At 39.6% G+C, this 19,354-nt stretch carries 19 protein-coding genes; 11 read left to right on the top strand and 8 right to left on the bottom strand.

All coding sequences use genetic code 11. The annotated features are described in order from the left end of the window. The first annotated feature begins 70 nt into the window (after window positions 1-70). Complete coding sequence (locus tag CLI64_RS31445) at window positions 71-289, top strand: hypothetical protein (RefSeq protein ID WP_225977496.1); 219 nt, start codon at window positions 71-73, stop codon at window positions 287-289. 232 nt (window positions 290-521) lie between these two features. On the opposite strand, the gene ftsH3 is transcribed toward CLI64_RS31445, so the two are convergent. The 3 genes from ftsH3 to CLI64_RS30615 all read right to left on the bottom strand — a co-directional run bounded on the left by ftsH3 (window position 522) and on the right by CLI64_RS30615 (window position 3,815). Next, entirely contained in the window at window positions 522-2,363 is a 1,842-nt protein-coding gene (gene ftsH3 / locus CLI64_RS03200; protein ID WP_103135874.1) for an ATP-dependent zinc metalloprotease FtsH3, read from the bottom strand. 87 nt (window positions 2,364-2,450) lie between these two features. Then, on the bottom strand, window positions 2,451-3,239 hold the full coding sequence (locus CLI64_RS03195) for an aminotransferase class IV (RefSeq protein ID WP_103135873.1): 789 nt from the start codon (window positions 3,237-3,239) through the stop codon (window positions 2,451-2,453). 207 nt (window positions 3,240-3,446) lie between these two features. Then, the gene (locus CLI64_RS30615; protein ID WP_157943183.1) at window positions 3,447-3,815 is read right to left on the bottom strand and encodes a hypothetical protein; all 369 of its coding nucleotides are present in this window, start codon (window positions 3,813-3,815) and stop codon (window positions 3,447-3,449) included. A 100-nt stretch (window positions 3,816-3,915) separates the two neighbouring features. Between CLI64_RS30615 and CLI64_RS03190 the strand changes: the two genes are divergently transcribed. Further along, window positions 3,916-5,175, top strand: a complete 1,260-nt coding sequence (locus tag CLI64_RS03190) for an acetate kinase (RefSeq protein ID WP_103135872.1) — start codon at window positions 3,916-3,918, stop codon at window positions 5,173-5,175. 86 nt (window positions 5,176-5,261) lie between these two features. Here the strand turns inward: CLI64_RS03190 and CLI64_RS03185 are convergent, their stop codons facing one another. The 3 genes from CLI64_RS03185 to CLI64_RS03175 all read right to left on the bottom strand — a co-directional run bounded on the left by CLI64_RS03185 (window position 5,262) and on the right by CLI64_RS03175 (window position 7,731). Further along, a complete protein-coding gene (locus CLI64_RS03185; protein ID WP_103135871.1) occupies window positions 5,262-6,227 on the bottom strand; it encodes a hypothetical protein in 966 nt (321 codons plus the stop codon). Then, complete coding sequence (locus tag CLI64_RS03180; RefSeq protein ID WP_192881671.1) at window positions 6,214-7,128, bottom strand: hypothetical protein; 915 nt, start codon at window positions 7,126-7,128, stop codon at window positions 6,214-6,216. The genes CLI64_RS03185 and CLI64_RS03180 overlap by 14 nt, the downstream gene beginning before the upstream one ends. Window positions 7,129-7,278: 150 nt before the next feature. Continuing rightward, on the bottom strand, window positions 7,279-7,731 hold the full coding sequence (locus CLI64_RS03175; RefSeq protein WP_103135870.1) for a hypothetical protein: 453 nt from the start codon (window positions 7,729-7,731) through the stop codon (window positions 7,279-7,281). Window positions 7,732-8,216: 485 nt separating this feature from the next. On the opposite strand from CLI64_RS03175, the gene CLI64_RS03170 reads away from it, so the two are divergent. The 3 genes from CLI64_RS03170 (at window position 8,217) to CLI64_RS31155 (ending at window position 10,963) form a co-directional block, all read left to right on the top strand. Beyond that, window positions 8,217-9,002 (top strand): hypothetical protein, encoded by a 786-nt coding sequence (locus CLI64_RS03170; protein ID WP_103135869.1) that lies wholly within the window; start codon window positions 8,217-8,219, stop codon window positions 9,000-9,002. 298 nt (window positions 9,003-9,300) lie between these two features. Next, window positions 9,301-10,578 carry an amino acid permease gene (locus CLI64_RS03165; protein ID WP_103135868.1) on the top strand — a complete coding sequence of 426 codons (1,278 nt, stop codon included), beginning with the start codon at window positions 9,301-9,303 and terminating at the stop codon, window positions 10,576-10,578. A gap of 217 nt (window positions 10,579-10,795) precedes the next feature. Then, window positions 10,796-10,963, top strand: coding sequence for a hypothetical protein (locus CLI64_RS31155; RefSeq protein WP_192881670.1), 168 nt, complete (start codon window positions 10,796-10,798; stop codon window positions 10,961-10,963). A gap of 10 nt (window positions 10,964-10,973) precedes the next feature. On the opposite strand, the gene CLI64_RS03160 is transcribed toward CLI64_RS31155, so the two are convergent. Continuing rightward, window positions 10,974-11,516 carry a hypothetical protein gene (locus CLI64_RS03160; protein WP_103135867.1) on the bottom strand — a complete coding sequence of 181 codons (543 nt, stop codon included), beginning with the start codon at window positions 11,514-11,516 and terminating at the stop codon, window positions 10,974-10,976. Window positions 11,517-12,351: 835 nt separating this feature from the next. On the opposite strand from CLI64_RS03160, the gene CLI64_RS03155 reads away from it, so the two are divergent. Then, window positions 12,352-14,616 (top strand): TIR domain-containing protein, encoded by a 2,265-nt coding sequence (locus CLI64_RS03155; protein ID WP_103135866.1) that lies wholly within the window; start codon window positions 12,352-12,354, stop codon window positions 14,614-14,616. A gap of 26 nt (window positions 14,617-14,642) precedes the next feature. After that, window positions 14,643-14,861, top strand: a complete 219-nt coding sequence (locus tag CLI64_RS32120; RefSeq protein WP_157943182.1) for a zinc ribbon domain-containing protein — start codon at window positions 14,643-14,645, stop codon at window positions 14,859-14,861. A 20-nt stretch (window positions 14,862-14,881) separates the two neighbouring features. On the opposite strand, the gene CLI64_RS03150 is transcribed toward CLI64_RS32120, so the two are convergent. Then, entirely contained in the window at window positions 14,882-15,439 is a 558-nt protein-coding gene (locus CLI64_RS03150) for a Uma2 family endonuclease (protein WP_103135865.1), read from the bottom strand. A 74-nt stretch (window positions 15,440-15,513) separates the two neighbouring features. Here CLI64_RS03150 and CLI64_RS03145 point away from each other — a divergent pair, with 74 nt between their 5' ends. From CLI64_RS03145 to CLI64_RS03130, 4 genes are all read left to right on the top strand, one after another. Next, window positions 15,514-15,801, top strand: coding sequence for a glutaredoxin family protein (locus tag CLI64_RS03145; protein WP_103135864.1), 288 nt, complete (start codon window positions 15,514-15,516; stop codon window positions 15,799-15,801). 32 nt (window positions 15,802-15,833) lie between these two features. Beyond that, a complete protein-coding gene (locus CLI64_RS03140; RefSeq protein ID WP_103135863.1) occupies window positions 15,834-17,318 on the top strand; it encodes a UDP-N-acetylmuramoyl-L-alanyl-D-glutamate--2,6-diaminopimelate ligase in 1,485 nt (494 codons plus the stop codon). Window positions 17,319-17,532: 214 nt separating this feature from the next. Beyond that, window positions 17,533-18,972: a DICT sensory domain-containing protein gene (locus tag CLI64_RS03135; protein ID WP_103135862.1), complete on the top strand. Its 1,440-nt coding sequence runs from the start codon at window positions 17,533-17,535 to the stop codon at window positions 18,970-18,972. Window positions 18,973-18,979: 7 nt separating this feature from the next. Next, a complete protein-coding gene (locus tag CLI64_RS03130) occupies window positions 18,980-19,339 on the top strand; it encodes a Spx/MgsR family RNA polymerase-binding regulatory protein (protein ID WP_103135861.1) in 360 nt (119 codons plus the stop codon). Window positions 19,340-19,354: the final 15 nt, after the last annotated feature.

Below are 19,354 nucleotides of genomic sequence, written 5' to 3'. Positions count from 1 at the left end.
TACATCATTATTAGTGGGATTTTCGCTAAATACAATAACAGGTCTAATACTTTTATTGGTCAGTTTATTAATGTTAACCCGCACTGTAGCCGTGATTACTCAAAATGAGATTCAGATGAGAAATCTATTGGGAATGACAGTGAAAGTATATTCCTACACTCCCGACCAAATTGTCGTTGCTAATAATAACATTTATGTTAATGACAAAAAAGTTATTTCCGGTTGGTGGGCAGATATCAATATCCAAGAAGTAAAAGCATTTTTCTTACAAATACAAGAAGAAAATTGATCAGGATGACACGTTAGGGACTTCTAACTAAAAAAATATTCCATCTGTAGGGTGCGTCAGTACAAAGAATATCTAGGTATAGCGAAGGTTTCTCACACTGACGCACCCTACGAACAGTCAATTTGGGATAATTTAATTTTTGGAAGTCCCTTAACACCAAAATCATCATGAAAATAGGGTAACTCTGAAAAATTTAGAGTTACCCTATTTTTATATTTACAAGTAAGAGAAATTAAGCGAATGCAGCAGTTCTCACATCATTATTCGCCAAAATTTCTTGCAGTTCATCCGCATCTACTGTTTCTTTATCAATCAGCATTTGCGCGATTTGGTCTAAGATGTGGCGGTTACTTACCAACACTTCTTTAGCGCGGCTGTAGGCTGTATCTACTAATTTCCGCACTTCTTCGTCAATAGCAGCCGCAGTTTCTTCGGAGAAATCACGCTCAGACATGATATCGCGACCGAGGAACATATTACCTTGCTGACGACCAAGGGCGACGGGGCCGAGTTTATCACTCATCCCAAAGCGGGTAATCATTTGGCGTGCTACACGCGCTACTTGTTGTAAGTCGTTGGAAGCACCTGTGGTGACTTCTTCTTCACCGAAGATAATTTCTTCTGCTAACCGACCACCTAAAGCCACAGCCATCTGATTTTCCAGATAAGCACGGCTGTATAAGCCGGTTTCCATCCGGTCTTCGCTGGGGGTGAACCAAGTTAAACCACCGGCGCGACCACGGGGAATGATGCTAATTTTTTGTACTGGGTCATAGTCAGGCATTAAAGCACCAACTAAGGCGTGACCGGCTTCGTGATAAGCTACTAGGGTTTTGCGCTTTTCGCTCATGACGCGGTCTTTCTTCTCTGGCCCTGCGAGGACGCGATCGATGGCATCATTGATTTCATCCATCGAAATTTCGGTTAAGTTGCGTCTCGCTGCTAAAATTGCGGCTTCGTTGAGCAGGTTGGATAAATCTGCACCGGTAAAGCCAGGGGTACGACGGGCGATTTTATCTAAGTCTACGTCTTTGGCTAGGGTCTTGCCACGGGCATGGACTTTGAGGATTTCGCTACGTCCAGAGTAGTCGGGACGGTCTACGACGACTTGACGGTCAAAACGACCAGGACGTAATAAAGCTGCGTCTAGTACGTCAGGACGGTTGGTAGCAGCGATAATGATGATACCGGTATTACCTTCAAAACCATCCATTTCGGTGAGTAACTGGTTGAGGGTTTGTTCCCGTTCATCGTTACCACCACCTAAACCTGCACCCCGTTGACGACCTACCGCGTCAATTTCATCGATGAAGACGATACAGGGAGCGTTGGTTTTAGCTTGTTCAAATAAGTCGCGGACACGGGAAGCACCCACACCCACAAACATTTCTACGAACTCAGAACCGGAGATGGAGAAGAAAGGTACACCAGCTTCCCCAGCGACGGCGCGCGCGAGGAGGGTTTTACCTGTACCGGGAGGCCCAACTAATAGTACACCTTTAGGAATTTTGGCACCGACGGCGGTAAAGCGATCGGCATTTTTCAAAAAGTCTACAACTTCGTTTAGTTCTAATTTGGCTTGGTCAATACCAGCAACATCACCAAAGGTGACTTGCGTTTGTGGCTCCATTTGTACCCGCGCTTTGGACTTACCAAAGTTCATGGCTTGGCTACCTGGGCCATTTTGGGCGCGACGCAGTAAGAAGAATAAGCCAACCAGCAGTAATACTGGGAGGAATAAGCTACTTAAAGCTTTGAGCCAAAAACCTTCGTCGGTTGGAGGTAAAACGGATATATCAACGCCTTTGGAACTGAGGGTATTGATTAACTCTGGGTCGTTGACTAAAGTAACAAGTTTTTTATTAGGGTCGTATTTGGGTGTAACTAAGGCTGTGGAACGGTCTGCACTGAGGCTAACTCTTTCTACTCTGCCTTTTTCTACTTCTTGAATAAACTGGCTATATCGCCATGTTTCCCGACTTTCGGGTCTTTTATCAAAGAAAGCTGTGCCAAGTGCAATTACAACAATAAATAGCAGCGCGTACAGCCCCGCATTTCTCCATCTTTTATTCACTGAGGTTGATCCTCCCGTATTTTTGGGCGTAGGGCATTATTAGAATTATGTTAACTTATCTTAAGGTATAACAAAATCATACTTCTGTCATGCTAAGAATAGCCTCCTGAGTTGCTGAAAGCATAGATGGTAGGGATTATATTGTAGCGACCCTGTGGGCTGATGAACGGTATGAATGGGGAGAATTTCCACCACACTATTAGTGTAGGCGATCGCTTCTAAGCTTTGAACGAATTCTGGTGTCCAGACTACTTCTCTCACCACTTGTTGCTGCTGGGTTAACCATTTCATTAATTGCTGGCGACTAATTCCTGGTAATATACCCACTTCTAAGGGCGGTGTCCACCAAGTACCGTTACCCCATCCCCAAAGATTCCCTGTGCTGGTTTCTAGCCAATTGCCCGTATTATCTACCAGAATAGCTTCTTGGGCATGGGCTGAGACACTGGTTTTAGCTAACCACGCACCCAAGTAATTACCTGTTTTATGGGTAGGAAGACTGCGAGACCACTGGGAAGTAGCCACAGCACAATTTACCCCATGTTGTTGTTTGTCTGAAAGATTTTCCGGTAAATATCTGCCAATTATCCATTCCCGACCATCAGGAAAGATAGTCATTCTGAGAACAGGAAAATGAGTTAACATCGCCTCTGCACCTTGGCGCAAGCGTTTCCAGTCTGGTTGTTCCCAATTGAAAGCTTGTAGGGAGAAAAGTAGGCGATCGCAATGTGCATACCAGTTAGTTAAACTACTAGCAAGTGAATTCTCGTAAACCCGTAAAGTTGTAAAAACCGTTGCCCCATATAATAACCCTGGGTCATGAATATCTAATTCCAGAGTGGGAGAGTCAATTAAACTACCGTTGTACCAAAACATTATGAGGCAAGGAGTTAGACGCATTTTAGATATTTTAATTTCAAATTTTGATTTTTCCAGACTTCTCCGTTTTTAAAATCCCGAAACAAAGAGGTAGCAGCCACAAACTACTACCCCCAAAGGCAAACTAATCATGTGTGAACTTCTATGAAAAATCATCAAACACTAACTGCTTAATGATAGATTCTGCCTAATTTTTCGTATTATTTAATACCTTGACCAGTCATAAAGGTATCTACCATGATGATCGCGGACACGATGCCATTGTCCATGTCGATAGTATCCGTAATAGTGTCCGTGACGATAGCGACGGCGATAGTAATGTCTTCTATGACGGGATCTTCGATAATAATGGTGATGTCTGTAGCGACGGCGATAATAATGTCTTCTATATCTTGGTCGGTGAGCTAGCAAAAGTTCTTCGCTTTTACCTTCAACTAAATTCGGTTCTGCATCAACACTCTGTTCTGTGAAAACATGATTTTGAGTATTTTCTTTGGCTTCAACTATTGCAGGCGGATAGATAAAAGCTAATACTAGTAACGCAATTGAGGATAGCTTCTGGAAACGGTTCACGTCTTTGCTTCTCCCTGACTGTCGGTAATAAGTTTAATAAATACTTGAAATTGAGAAAGCATATAGTTCGTACTTCACAAACCTCAAATCTGAAAAAGTAATGAAAGTTCTAGTTTTGAATGCTGGTTCTAGCAGCCAAAAAAGTTGTTTGTATGAAATTCCTGATGGTGCGCTTCTCCAGGAAGCACCCGAACCGCTTTGGGAGGGGAAAATTAACTGGACTCAAGACCAAGGTGCAGCAGAAATTGCAGTGCAAACCGCTACAGGGGAAAAACTGCATGAAACTATTACGGGTGATTCTCGACAGACACAGTTTGCTTATCTGCTCCAGACTCTCACTAGTGGTAAAACTCAAGTCATTGGTGATTTGTCAGAAATTGATGTGGTGGGACATCGGGTGGTACATGGCGGTCAAAGTTACCGCCATAGTGTAATTATTACGGGGGAAGTGAGAAAGGCGATCGCTGACCTCTGTAATCTTGCTCCAGCACACAATCCCGCAGCTTTAGCAGGGATTGATGCTATCGAAAAAAGCTTAGGAAATGTTACCCAAGTCGCAGTATTTGATACCAGTTTTCACGCTACCCTACCAGATGCAGCCGCTATTTATCCCGTCCCCTATGAATGGGTAGAACAAGGTATCCGCCGCTATGGTTTCCACGGAATTAGTCATCAATACTGTTCTCACCGTGCTGCACAAATCCTTGGTCAAGATTTAGCTTCACTGCGAATGATTAGCTGTCATCTCGGTAATGGTGCTTCTTTAGCGGCTGTAGCTAATGGTCACAGTATCGACACCACGATGGGTTTTACACCCCTAGACGGGTTGATGATGGGTAGCCGTTGCGGTTCTATAGACCCAGGTATTTTAATTTACTTACTACGACGTGGTGATTCTGCGGACAGCCTGGATTATGCTTTAAACAAAGCTTCAGGACTTAGGGGAATATCTGGTATATCTAGTGATTTACCCGCAGTAATAGCAGCGATGAATCAAGGTAATAAACGCGCTCAACTAGCTTGGGATATTTACGTACATCGTCTCAAGGCGGAAATTGGTTCTATGTTGGCGAGTTTAGCAGGATTGGATGTTTTAATTTTTACTGCTGGCATCGGTGAAAACTCTGCCGCGATTCGTCAAGCGGTTTGTGAGGGTTTTGGGTTTTTAGGTTTGAAAATCGACTCTGAGAAAAACCAAAATCAGCCGGTAGATGCAGATATCGCCACTCCTGATTCTACCGTCCGAGTGTTAGTAATTCATACTCAAGAAGATTGGGCGATCGCTCAACAATGTTGGGAGTTAATGAAAAAGCAGGGGAGCAGGGAGCAAGGGAGCAGGGGGAAAAATCACCCCACTTAGGGGTATTAGAGGAGCTGAACTTAGTTCAGTTTGTACCTTTAGTACCCTTGCCCCCTGCCTTTGATCATTAGTCAATAGTCTCTTATTTATAAGAAACGACGCACAATTATTTTGCCGAGTCTCGGCCAAATAAAACGTAAAATCGGCTGGAGGAGCAGAGGTATACAAACTGAAATCGCTAAGAAAATTGTATCAATAATTGCCTGAAAATTTTTAGTGTAAATTATGGCGATCGCTGGAATCAAACAACTCATAACCCATGCTATCCAGTTCAGATATTGATATTTGATGGCAATATTTCTTTTTAGTATCCGAAATAGAAAATTGCGACAGGCAAAAATTAAGACGGCTATACTTAACCAAATAATAATCAATAACACCGTTCTCTGTACTAAATTCATGCCATGAATCAAAGATATTTTACTGACTACTAAACCAGCAGGAAATAGTGAAGATAACTCCCATAGTAATAATTTAAACTGATTTCTTAAAGAATTGAGTAATTGTCCTACCAACCAATAATGGGCAGAAATCACCATTGAACATTGAGGATTATATAGAAGAAAATCCTCTTTAACTTTCTGCAATACATCACCATTAAATAGGACAATACTCTGTAAAATACAATCATTTTCATGAGCATCATCAACAGTTAATTTATCTTGTTTATAATAAGAATTAAATGTAGAGCTAATCTGTAAATTTAGCTTTCTTTGTAAAGTTTTACTTCGTAAGATTTTTAGAATATTGAGTAGAAAACCAAAGTAATTCTTAGTAATTTTCCTGCTATTATTTTTTAGTCTTATGTCTGGAATATAATTATGTCGTAAGCAAATACAGTACCAAAGATACATAAGTAATCTAGGGGGTACTTCTAAAGATATGCCTTGTTTTTTAGCTGCTTGAATTTCCTCTACAACTTTCTGGTTCAGGTAGAAATTACATTGAGACTGATCGAAGTTAATTTCTAAATTATGGCCTTGAGGTATTTGCAAGGAAAAACTCAGTTTAACATCAGGAAGCACTTTTTTTTGTGTCTTATCGTTGACCATTAGAAGATATGTTCGCCAAACTTTTTACCAAGTTAATCATGAAATCTAATATTCCCCGCCACTGTTTTTCCCCAGCAACTACTCCCTCATTATGAATTTGCAGGATGATATTTTTGGCATCTTCAGGTAAGTCGAATAAGTCTCTGTGATATCTAGTAATAATATCGCCATCTAACTGCATGACTGTTTGAGCATAAATTGTATCAATTTTCGTGCTTGTAACATCACCACCATCTAAAGCCGCCTTCAGTTCAATCACTTTACGCAGAGTTCGCATAAATTTATCATTTTGAAAAAGAGATTGAATTTCATCACAATTTCTCTGCCATTCTTCTTGCCAATTTGTTTGATTTTCCTGATTAATATCTTCTATTACGGGCGCAGGAGCAGGTAATATAGGTCTAGCTAACTCCACATATCTAGGATCAGATTCAATTATCTTGCCTCTTCTAATTTCCTTTAAGAAGTTTAGCCTTTGATGATATCTTTTGACTTTTTCATTTTGCAAAGAATTTGATTTATAGTTCCCTTCTTCCACTAGAATATGAAAGTATTCTCTTTCTAATTGTGAGAATAAACTTTTATAGCGATCGCGCAATTCTTTATTCGCAGGAATTTCCATTTCTTCAAAGTAATCTTTATCACCTATAGAGTAGATACTTTGATAGGCTTCCCATGCACTAAATTTTGTACCATTGATTCTATTCACCACCATTGTGTTGACTTCTAAAGCAGTAATATCCTCAATTAAGACCTGTACGGAAGATACGAATTTATTTAATAAGCCTCTAGCCTGGGATTGAATGCCATTGGGACTAGAAGTTTTATTTGCTGAGGTCAGATTATCTCTATTTTGATTAGTTAAACTGTCTCTAGCTTGAGTTTGAGTCCTATCAACCACAGTGACTACCTCTTTAATCTTGGCAAAATATTCTCTGGGAATTGTGTACGTTGATAATTACAAGTAAACTCACCTACAGATAAAGCTAAGTTACTGTAGGTGTAAAAGGAGATCATTAGCTAATTAAACAACTTATTATTTTCGTAATACTTACATTGTGCGAGAGCTGGCCATTTCCTTAAGGATTTTATAGACCTTATGGACACTTTCTATATTCTTTTGCATAATTTCTCGACTCTCTTTTACTTGGTCTAAATGAAAGCTGAGGAGTTCTGCATAAGGGCCACTACTGAGAAATTGACTACCAACCTCATTTTCGATGTCGCCATCAATTAAATTAATCTTGGTATAAATTCTGTTACCAGGTTTAGCAGTTGTCGGTAGAGGTTGTAATTCTCCATCCAGTTGCGTAGAAGGTTCTTCAACCCAAGTAGTAATTTCTAACTGTACAACTTCTGCGATCGCTGCCTTCATGACATCGATAATACTCTTATTATCCAGGTTATTAGCATTGATCTGCTGAATTATTGATTGAAAATTCCCGCTTTCCGCCTTGATCAGTTGACCATTTTTAATAGATTCTTCTGGGGCAGTAATTTCCATGAGTTAATTAACAGTAAAAGGTTTCAATGTAGACAAGATACAATTTTAATAGCTGTGGTAAATTTGACTAGGGTTACTTAATAAAAGTAATCAAACTTACCATCCCTAGCAGTGTATCCTTGATGTTTATTGCTGCCACACGTATAATAAAAACTTATTTAAGCAGAGTAATTACTGGTTTGTAAACATTAAAACTCCCCTTTAACTTAGCTTCCCTAGTAGGTTAGGGTGAAGAGTTTCAACTTCTTGACTTTTAGCGAATAATTATCGTACAGGAAGCAAACTGTAGAGGAGGTTTTTCCATACCATGTGAACACTCAGGTATTGCATTGGGAATAATACCATAGCAATCCTAAATCATTCATGAGACACAAGATCCCCGACTTCTTTGAGAAGTCGGAGATATGGACACCGCAAGTTCTCACAAATCAGATAGGACTGCTATATATACAATGAGCCAAGATGCCTAAGAAAATTAGTAAGCCATGTTAATGTCGCGTCAAAGTATCGTCACCCCTTTAGTAGTAGTTTCGTGTATGTTAGGCATTGCTTTCATGCAATTTCCTAGACTGCAAAAATTACTCAACAGTCGGCAGTATATCCCTTTAGCAACTCTAGAAAAGGAACTGCAACAAGAAAAAGTCAGACTAGATTTACTCAAGCAAACACCTAGTTTTGGCTATGATAATTTAATGGCAAATTGGGTATATCTCAATTTTTTACAATACTTTGGCGACGATGAAATTCGCGAACGCACAGGATATAGTTTAAGTCCAGAATATTTTGACATCATTTTAAAACATGACCCTAGATTTTTAGAAGCTTACATCGCCCTATCTACTAGTACATCTCTTTATGCTGGTGTGCCAGAACGTTCAATAGCATTAATGTCAGAAAGTTTAAAATCTTTATCTCCCCATGTACCTGAAAAGTCTTATTATATTTGGCGTTATAAAGGAATTGATGAATTATTGTTTTTAGGTGATGCTAAAGCGTCTGAGTCATCTTTTTTGATGGCAGCTAATTGGGCTAGTCAATACGAAGATGAAGAAAGCAAATTTGTCGCTTTTACTTCTCAAAAAACTGCCGAATTTCTTAGTCGTAATCCTAATAGCATATATGCACAAATTGCCACTTGGGGCATGATATTAACTAATCCGGTTGATGAAAAAACTCGGAAAAGGGCTATTGATGCTATTGAGAAATTAGGCGGACAGGTAGTAATCAACCCCGATGGAACAAGCAGTATTAAATTACCACCACAAGATTAAAAATTGCGGTGTTGCTGAGTGATTTTAAAACAACCCTTAGAGCGATCGCTGTTTCTTTTGACCACAAGAGTGCTGAGTAACGAGTGCTGAGTAGAAAATTAAGATAATTGCATCGGCTGAACGCCTCGCTACCGCTAACAGCACTACTAGCTCAGTAATTACTTGTATTTGAGTTTACACAAGATTATAAAGATTGCTACAATATTCATATAACTTAATATTTTGGCTCAAGCTTGCAATATAAAACCCTAATCTCCTGAAAAACTAGGGTTTTTCTTAGTGGAAACAGTTATTAAAGATGACATCTATAAACCCAGCTACGCGTTTATTTTCCCGATTAGAACTAAATGAGAGTCAATTAACTCATCAACCAGGTAGTGTGTTCAGCAGTACCGCTTTAATTGCTGGTACAACAGTCGGTGCAGGGATTTTGGCTTTACCTGCGGTGACACTACCTTCCGGTATTCTCCCTTCCACAGTTTTACTCATTTTAGTTTGGCTATACACCTTAGTATCTGGGTTATTGATTGCAGAAGTGAACTTAAACTCAATGCGTTTAGAAGGACGCTTGAGTGTTGGTTTTTTGGCAATGGTGGAAAATACTTTGGGTAAATTGGCGGCGAAAATTGCAGGTGGTGCCTATTTATTCATGCACTATGCTTTGTTGGTAGCTTATATGGCGCAAGGTGGGGAAATTTTAATCTCTGCGTTGACTAAAGTTGGGGGTATACCCAATCATTTACCTGGGTGGCTAGGAACAACGACTTTCACCATACTGTTTGGTGGAATTATGTATTGGGGAAGAGAAAAATTTATTGCAAAACTTAATAGTGCGTTTGTTGCTATCGTCATTGCTTCCTTCTTGGGACTCTTACTTTTAGGAACGGGACAAGTTAAAAGTGTGCAGTTTCTCTTTCAAGATTGGGGTGCAGTGGGAAGTGCTGTGTCTGTGATGTTAGTAGCACTTTTTTATCATAATATTGTGCCGGTGGTAGTAACTCAATTAGAAGGAGATAGTCGCAAGGTTCGCCAATCAATTGTTATTGGTTCTGCCATTCCTTTAGTGATGTTTTTGGCATGGAATGCGGTAATTTTAGGCAGTGTCAATCCAGAAATGGTGCAGAAATATCATCATTTTGACCCTTTGCAAATTCTCCGCGCTGGGGGTGCTGGTGAATGGTTGGGTGTGCTGGTATCTATATTTTCTGAGTTTGCAATTGTTACGTCTTTTATTGGCTTTGTCTATGGGTTAGTGGATTTCTTTCAAGATGTGGCGTTAATTCGTCAAAGGGGACTTGATCAGCGTTTACCACTTTATTCTCTAATTTTGTTACCACCAATGAGTTTAGGGGCGGTTAATCCTCATATCTTTATTACAGCCTTAGATATTTCTGGGACTTTCAGTATTTCCATTTTGGGAGGAATCATCCCTGCGTTGATGACTTGGAAGCAACGTCAAAACCAAGATCATGTGCATCAATTGCTAGTTCCAGGGGGAAGGGTAACTTTGATGATCATGATTATGGTGGCATTAGTAATTATGACTAGACAAATTCTATCAATGGTTAGATTTTAGAGTGTAAATATCGACAAGAGAAAATATTTGCATTAGCCGGATAATCGCTAAAAAGCCGAGAATAATAGAAAAAACCTACTTTTATAGGGATGAAAGATATGTGAATTATATACCCGTGCGATCGCGGAAATTTTCCATATCCTTCATCAGAAATTTGCCATTGGGAAATTGATGTTATAAACTGTAGGCGCAGTTTTCTATTAAGGTTTTTTTAATTATGATGACAACACAGACTCTGACAACTAAACCTGACAAAAAATCTCCTAAGAAACGACAGCAATCTTTTCCTAGTGTGGATATTGGTTCGCCTCAAGTACCCTTACGCAAACCCAAAAAAATCACCCAAGCACCCGAATTATTAAGTGATTGGGAACACGCTAGTTAGTTGTTTGTTACTAATTCCATTTGCAAAGTTGCAATGGCGGTGTCATACGAGGGCGGTTGTATTGATAGAATCCCTCAAGATTTAGCAAAGCCTGACGATACAGAATCCTCTGCATAGCATCCTCATGATGATTAGCAGTACCCATCAAATAACTTTGACTTAGTGTCAATCGCCCTTCAGCATCCCAGATAAATCTAGATTGGGGTAGATGATTTTTTTGATTACCACCCCACAATATAGTGAACGCTTCACCTGTAATGAGATTGCCTTTGACATTACCTCTGATACAGATAAAGTTGTCTGAATGGGGATAGCCGTAATATCCCTCAAATCGATTTGCTGTTTTGTGAAAATTGGCGCAAACTCCCGCACCGACTCGCCAGTCTTGGGGATCGGGTTGAGAGCAGAATTGATAGTTACCGTTTGCTAAACTGGCAATGTTAATTTGGGGTTTTGTATCTTGTTTTTGATGAGATTGATGCCAATTAAAGACATTTATTAACAAAGCGGCGAATAGCACAAATATTTGTGCAGGGATAATTAAACTCAGCATGATTACATCTCCAAATATTGAGGAGAGTTGTACAACTGAGATGATTAATCAACTAGTAACTATACTACTGGTGCCGCATAAATGGCTAAAAATACCAGCAACAAGATAATTAATAAGCTGATTTTGACGACTAGGTAAGTTGTGGGGTCAAATAAAGGAAAATCGTGTGTCATAGTGACCTCCAAGCTTAGGCTCTACATTGGAGATTGCATATATTCCTATTGTCCATCAAAAACTAGCATACGTACTTTAAGTTAAAGTTTTAGTAATAATTTTTAGTATCTTGTTAATAACTATTTTCTATAGTCAGAATGGAAGTGTTCTATAGAAAGGCTGCTTTATTCTGGTGATAGAGCAATATCAAACAGAAAAGAAGAAATATCTCCTGAATTTAGACAAATCTCATCAATCATGAATTAAGCGATCGCTATAGTAATCTTAGATAAAGATTTATATTTGATTGTAAAAAAATCAGTAGTGATTTATTCATGATTTTCTTTTACCTGTTTGTTCTCCGTTCCCTAATTACCACATCTAAAAGAACTGCGGTAATCAAATTAGATGACTATATTTTTGGTTTGGTTAAAAAATCAGGTTTTTTCTTTCGCGAATGCTAAATTATCGATAGATAGCGCAAATCAAAATTTGCGGTATATCCATTTTAATTAAATAGCTGTCACACCATCTTGCTAATTTATCGACAATATCTAAATATATTGCAAAATAAAGATTTATGGGATAAAATACTCTAGATTATTTAAAAAAACGTTAAATTACGTAAATAAATAATTACTTTTATTTCTTAGTCTTTATAAAAAGCATTTCTTAAAGTGGTATGGCAGAAAACTCAGTTAAGCTTTTTTTCTCCTACTCGCATAAAGATGAAGAGCTACGAGACGAATTAGCAAATCACCTGAGCATTTTAAAACAGCAGGGTGTAATCTCAAGCTGGCATGATAGAAAAGTCCTGCCGGGAGCAGAATGGGATAGTCAAATTAATGAAAACTTACTCGCAGCTGATATTATCTTGTTGCTGATTAGTGCAGATTTCATCGCTTCTGACTACTGCTGGGATGTTGAAGTTAAAACAGCGATGAAACGTCATAATGAAGGCAATGCCTGTGTTATACCGGTGATCTTGCGAAAAGTCGATTGGACAGGCGCACCATTTGGCAAACTGCAATTTCTCCCTAAAAATGCTCAACCCGTAACCAGTTGGCAAATTCGAGATGAAGCTTTCGACAACATAGCTCAAGGTATTCGTAGAGTAGCGGAAACCCTGATAATTCAACGTCAGCAGCAGTTAGCGCAACAGCAAGTTGCCAGAAATCTCAATCGTTATAAAGCCAAGGTTGAAGAAATTTTATCTGTGGATGGAACGATTTCTTTGCCTTCCAGAGATACACTCAATGAACTAAGGGAAGAACTAGGATTAACCAATGAACAAGCGAAAGATATCGAACAAAGAGCTTTTGAGCCATATGTAATTTATCAACAGAAACTGCGAAAATACGAAGAAACCTTTAAAAAAGTAATTGAGTCGGAATACCCTCTCAATAGCAGAATTGAGAGGGATTTAGAACTAAGGCAAAGAGATTTAGGTATCAAACCTGAAGATGCCAAAAGAATTGAATTACCTATTCGTTCTCAAGCAGAATCTAAATATTATCAAACAAAATTACAAGTTAACATACAAGAACCTGTAGAAGCTAGTGCTGCTGAAACTTTATCCAATAATGCAAATAATAAACCCCAAAATTATCATCAAGTAAAAGAATCAAATACCGCACAATCCCTCGAAGAAACTAGCGAATTAGAGGCAGCAGCAAATAATTTGAGATTAGCCAATAAACTCAATATTGAAAGTAAAAATCTGCTCCAAAATGTCCTAAAAGTTGCTAATAATGTATCTGATCAATGGGGTATTTCTTCAGATAAAAATATTGTTACCGACATAGCCCAAAAAGGAATATCCCAAATCAAAGAAGCCTTAGAAAAATCTTATCAAGAAAAATTACAACGTTATCAGCAGGAACTAGGGATTGTTTTCAGGATTGATTATCCTCCAAGCGAATTGACTAATAGTAATTTGAAAAAAACACAAAAATCTTTAGGACTTGCAGATCAAGACGTAGAGCTAATTAAACAGCATATTACCTTACCCAAATATAAAAATTACCAAATAAATTTGTCTATCGACAAACCTCTAAATTGGCAATCTCAAATTGCTCTAACAGCAAACTTAGGTGATATTAAAGCTGTAGCTACTAATTCTCTAGGGACAATCGTCATCAACAGTGATGGGCAAAAAATTAATATTTGGGAGGTAATATCTGGAGAATTACTCAGAACTTTAACTGGACATACAGATATAGTTACCACCATTGACTTAAGTGCAGATAATCAACTATTAGTGAGTGGTAGTGCTGATAGGACTTTTAAACTTTGGCATTTAAGCACAGGTAAGCTAATTCGTACTTTCAACGGGCATTCAGACTGGGTGACTACAGTCGTGATTAGCAAAGATGGAAAGATGATTGCTAGTGGTAGTGCAGATCAAACTATCAGACTTTGGTATTCGTCTAATGGCAACTTATTTCATACTTTGAAAGGTCACACAGGTTTTGTTCGTACCATTGCGATTAGTAATGATAGTCAATTACTAGCTAGCGGCAGCAATGATAGAACAGTAAAAATCTGGAACTTAGCCACACGCCAATTGCTGAAAACCCTGGAAGGACACACAGGTTTTGTGCGTTCTGTTGCGATTAGTCCTGATGGGAAAACTATCGCTAGTGCAGGTGAAGAAGGACATATCAAAATCTGGGATGCGCTGACTGGAGAATTAAAAGCAAATCTTACAGAACATATCGGTAATGTTGCATCTGTGGCAATTACTGCTGATGGCAATAGATTAATTAGTGGTGGCGATGATAAAACACTCAAAGTATGGAGTTTAGTAACAGGGCAATTAGAAAACAGCTTAGAGGGACATATTGGACGCATCTTATCCGTTCGCAGCAGCTTAGATGGCTATACTTTGGTGAGTGGTGGTCAAGATAAATCTGTGAGAATATGGAGCCTGAAAATAGGTCTTTAAGTCTTGAGTTTAAATAGATTAATTATATGGAATATATCATTGTACTTCTCTTTACTGGTGTGATCACAGCTCTGATTGCACAGGGCAAAAACAGACGCGCACTAGTTTGGTTTCTCTGTGGATTTTTTGTAGTCGGTTTATTCATTATTCCCTTTCTTTCTGCTTTAAGAAAATGCCCTAATTGTGGCAAATACATAGAAAAAGAAACAAAAATATGTGGCTACTGTGGTCATAATATGCTTTAATTGCAGCTCGCACGAGAATATTAAGGAATTCCTGCTAATTGAAAGATTTGCTGTGGTGTGAGTTGTAAATCTGTCAGTAATTCATCAGCTAAACTAGCTTCGCCGCTTTTAGTTTGGGGTCTGGTATCAGGATAAAAAACAGTCACAGTTTTAGCTTTGGTATCTATCACCCAAACTCTCATCACACCCGCATCTAGATAATCTGTGGCTTTAGCTGCCATCTCGCCGAAACTTTGGCCAGGGGAGATAATTTCAATCACTAAGTCTGGGGGTATGGGGCAAGGTTCATCTTCAACGACATCATTCGGCAACCGTGAAAAGGAAACATATAATAAGTCTGGTACAGGAACCCAGTCTTGCCCCTGGCGTTTGAGAGTAATCGCCCACTCAATACCAACCTCTCCTCGATTTTGCGCCCAAGGTGTTAAAAGTAGACCGAGAGCCAGTGTTACTCTCGAATGAAATCTTTTTGGTGCCATTTTAGGTTTTAATTCGCCATTAACTAATTCGTAGGTGATATCGCCTTCTGGTAAGGCGAGGAATTCGGCGAGTGTGAGTTGAGCTTTAAGTTGAGTCATACATCTACTCTCAATCCATAACTCTATTTTGCATATATCATAAAAGATGCCACAGGCGCGATTAGTTAAAGTCAATGCGATTAATTTTGTACAGTAAACCTGGTTGTCATTTGTGTGAAGGCTTGCAAGAAAAGCTAGAACAGATCCAAAACTTGACATTTGAGTTAGAGATTCGTGACATTACTACCCGTGAAGATTGGTTTAATGCCTATCAGTATGAGATTCCCGTTTTGCATTTAATCCAGTCTGAGGAAGAGAAAGCACAAGCTTTACCCCGCCCTTCTCCCCGTGCTAGCGTGCAGCAATTAGAGCAAATGTTGTGTAAGTATTTAGCCAAGACGGAAAAAAATAATGCAGAATAAGCGCAAGAATAGTGAGTGCCGAGGTTCACAAAATGAAATTGCGGGAATTACTAGCGACAGTTGACGGTGTGGAAAAACTACCTCCTGCTTTTGTGGATGCTGAAGTCCAAGGATTAAAGACCAACTCCCATGCTTGCGGTGCAGGAGATTTGTTTATTGGGATGCCTGGAACAAGGGTAGATGGTGGGGAGTTTTGGCCAAGTGCGATCGCATCTGGTGCAGTAGCAGCGATCGTTTCTTCCCAAGCTGCACAAAAAAATCCTCCCACAGATGAGGCTGTTGTCATTAGTGCTAACGACATGACCAAAGCTTGCGCCCAAATTGCGGCGGCGTTTTACGGATACCCAGGACAGAAACTCAAGCTAGTGGGTGTGACGGGTACTAATGGTAAAACTACTACCACCCACCTGATTGAATTTTTGTTAAACAAAGCCCAATTACCGACAGCTTTGATGGGGACTCTCTACACCCGTTGGGCAGGTTTTGAGCAAACTGCCGCCCACACCACACCCTTTGCGGTGGAACTACAACAACAACTAGCCCAAGCTGTCAAAGCTGGCTGTGAGTTTGGGGTGATGGAAGTCAGTTCCCACGCTTTAGCCCAAGGGCGGGTTTTGGGTTGTCCCTTTGAGGTGGGGGTATTTAGTAACCTCACCCAAGACCACTTGGACTATCACCACGATATGGAAGATTATTTTGGGGCGAAGGCTTTGTTATTCAGCCCCGAATATCTCAAAGGACGGGCAATCATTAATGCTGATGACCCCTACGGTAAACGTTTAATTGCCGCTTTAAACCCTGATAAGGTATGGAGTTACAGTGTTAATAATGCCAGTGCTGATTTGTGGATGAGTGATTTAAACTATGAACCCAATGGGGTAAGTGGCACTTTACACACACCAGTAGGCGAAGTCGGTTTTCAATCTCCTTTAGTCGGTCAATATAATTTAGAAAATCTTTTAGCAGCTGTAGGTGCAGTTTTACATTTAGGCTTAGATTTGCAACTAGTCGCCGCCGCGATTCCCGAATTTCCTGGTGTTCCAGGGCGGATGGAAAGGGTGCAGATTAGTCCTCACCAAGAAATTAGCGTGATCGTCGATTATGCCCACACCCCAGACAGCTTAGAAAACTTACTCAAAGCCGCCAGACCATTTATTCCAGGGAAAATGATTTGTGTCTTTGGCTGTGGAGGCGATCGCGATCGCACCAAACGCCCGAAAATGGGTAAAATCGCCGCCGACTTAGCAGATGTGGCCGTAGTCACCTCTGATAATCCCCGCACCGAAGACCCCGAAAAGATTTTAGAAGATATTTTGGCAGGCATACCCGACACTGTACAGCCGATAGTAATTTGCGATCGGGCTACCGCCATCCGTACCGCCATCCTCCAAGCCCAACCAGGAGACGGCGTATTACTCGCAGGCAAAGGTCACGAAGATTACCAAATCCTCGGCACAGAAAAAATCCACTTTGACGACCGAGAACACGCCCGTGAAGCTTTGCTAGCTAGAGGTTAGTAAAGTAGGCAGAGAAGAGGAATTGGAGCAGGGTGCAGGAGGGAGAAGAATTTCCCCACTTCTCCCTGCACCCTGCCCCCTTGCCTTCTACCTCCCAGTCCCCAATTAATACTTTTTAAGTATTTTAGGTGTCAAAAAGTATATAAATAAGTGAAAATCAATGAGATGATGAATTCCTCTATCCCTTTGACTTTTTATTTGTCGTGTTTAGCCCATGAATGACTCTCTGCACAAGGATTTTTCAGTTTATCAGCTAGCTTTAGGAGTAGAATCCCCTTCCCAAGCATTTGCTCTTAATCCTGCGACGCTGCTATCACTGGTGAGAGCCACAATTGATTTACTGATTGAAGGGCAGATTAATGCAACGATATGGTTTAAACTTCCTCCTGGCAAAATTTGGTATGCCGAATTGATCAGGTATCAGTCATCAGTGAAAACGGCTAATTCTATTTACGATTGTCAAATTAGAGAGAAGAAAACCGCATCAGAGGATGAAATAGATTTAACTTCTTCATCTTCTTTGTTTTGTCGCTCAATAAATTTGTCAGCAATACCAAATAGTCATATTAGTTGCGAATATTTTATTATAGTTATATCTCAAAATTTTGCTAGTTTAATTGCAGCCTATCAGCCGACAAAAAGAGATACAAGTAACATTATTAGTCACGCAAATACAACTAAAAGTCAACCTTTATCAACTATAGTTAGTGTTGATACTCAAGTTATTCAAAAAGTGCTGGATGGATTAAAACAAGAGATTTTGTCAGAAGCAGAGACAATTCCACACACAGATTTTGTTGTGCCATCTGTATTAGAACCAACATTAGTTAGTAAACTGTTAGCCAAGCAAATTCAGCGACAGGATGAAATTAATCGGCAGATTAGAACTGAACGCATTGCTAAATTAAAGGAAAAAAATCAGACGTTACATAAAAAAGAGCGACTAAAAGATGAATATTTGAGTAATGTCTGTCAAGAGTTGCGGACACCATTAACTCAAATCAAAACAGCCTTGTCGTTGTTGAATTCACCAAATATTAAACCCAACCAACGACAACGTTATTTACAGATGCTCAATAACCAGTGCGATCGCCAGAGTATTTTAATCACCAGTCTACTGGATCTTGTCGAACTAGAACATACATTAGAAAATACCACCTTAGAGTTAGTCAAACTTGCAGATATTGTTCCTGGAGTAGTTAGCACCTATCAACCCGTAGCTCAAGAAAAAGGTATCATGCTGGCCTACACCGTACCCACCGATTTACCTTCTGTTTGGTGCGTCAGTGGTGGACTCAAGCAAATAGTCATTCATTTACTCAACAACAGCATTAATTTCACTAATAATGGTGGTCAAGTTTGGGTGAAAGCCAGAGTTCAAGGTGAATATGTGCAGTTAGAAGTGCGTGATACAGGAGTCGGTATTGCTGAAAGTGAAATCCCCAAAATCTTTGACTGCTTTTATCGTGTACGTTCAGGAGTCAGCGACGAAATCAACGGTGCAGGTTTAGGACTAACAATTGTGCAGCGATTGTTATGGAATTGTGGGGGTTCAATTAGTGTCAAAAGTAAAGTTGATGAGGGGTCTGTTTTTACAGTCCAGTTGTTACCAGAAAATAGTAAGATGATGATTTCAGGTAAGCTCAATATTTAAAATTATTATGTCACTGCAAGTTTACGGAATTCCTAACTGTGGTACCTGCAAAAAAGCTCTGACTTGGCTACAAAATCACAATATTGCATACGAGTTTATTAATACCAAAGAACATCCACCAACTGCTGATCAAATTACAAATTGGGTAAAGTCTCTAGGTGCAGCACCCATGCGTAATACCTCTGGTCAATCTTACCGCGCTTTAGGTGAAGAAAAGAAAACCTGGACTGACGAACAATGGATTACAGCATTTACTCAAGATGCAATGTTACTCAAGCGTCCGCTTTTTGTCAAAGATAGTAAAGCTGTGCTGGTAGGTTTCAAAGATGAGTTAGTAGCCAAGGAAAAATTATTATCTAATACATAACTAAAAAAATTCGTC

Source organism: Nostoc sp. CENA543, from assembly GCF_002896875.1.
Lineage (GTDB): Bacteria > Cyanobacteriota > Cyanobacteriia > Cyanobacteriales > Nostocaceae > Trichormus.
The sequence above is the reverse complement of the archived record's forward strand: the minus strand, read 5'-3'. Positions and strand labels throughout refer to the sequence as shown.